Raw genomic sequence first — 622 nt, 5'->3', positions numbered from 1 at the left:
GTGAGCCCCCAGCGCGCGGCCTCTTCGTGACGTGCCCAGAGCTGCGCGTAGCGGCCACCGGCCGCCACCAGGTCGGCGTGGCGGCCCCTTTCGACGACCCGGCCGCCGTCGAGCACCACGATCTGGTCGACGTCGACCATCGTGGACAGCCGGTGGGCGATGATCAGCACGGTCCGGCCGACGGTGAGCCGGGCGATCGCGTCCTGGATGGCGGCTTCGCTCTCGGGATCGGCGAACGCCGTCGCCTCGTCCAGGATCACCACGGGCGCATCCGAGAGGATTGCCCGGGCGATGGTGATGCGCTGCCGCTGCCCGCCGGAGAGGAGACCGCCGCGCTCGCCGACCTGGGTCGCGTAGCCCTCAGGCAGCTCGCCGACGATGAAGTCGTGTGCTGCCGCGGCCTTGGCGGCGGCCCGGACTTCGTCATCCGTCGCCTCCGGGCGAGCCAGCCGGATGTTCTCGGCGACCGTGCCCGCCACCAGGAACGGCTCCTGGAAGACAAGCGCCACCTGCTGCAGCAGCACCTCGCTGCGCATGTCTCGTACGTCGACGCCGCCGATGCACACCGAGCCCGACTCGACGTCGTAGAAGCGCGGAATCAGCCGTGCGACCGTCGACTTAC

The 622-nt window shown here is 71.1% G+C and carries 1 protein-coding gene; it reads right to left on the bottom strand.

The genetic code is table 11. The annotated features are described in order from the left end of the window. A partial coding sequence (locus ADL29_RS07475) for an ABC transporter ATP-binding protein (protein ID WP_157878412.1) occupies positions 1 to 622 on the bottom strand: 622 nt, incomplete at both ends.

The organism is Streptomyces chattanoogensis (assembly GCF_001294335.1).
GTDB classification, from domain to species: domain Bacteria; phylum Actinomycetota; class Actinomycetes; order Streptomycetales; family Streptomycetaceae; genus Streptomyces; species Streptomyces chattanoogensis.
The sequence above is the reverse complement of the archived record's forward strand: the minus strand, read 5'-3'. Positions and strand labels throughout refer to the sequence as shown.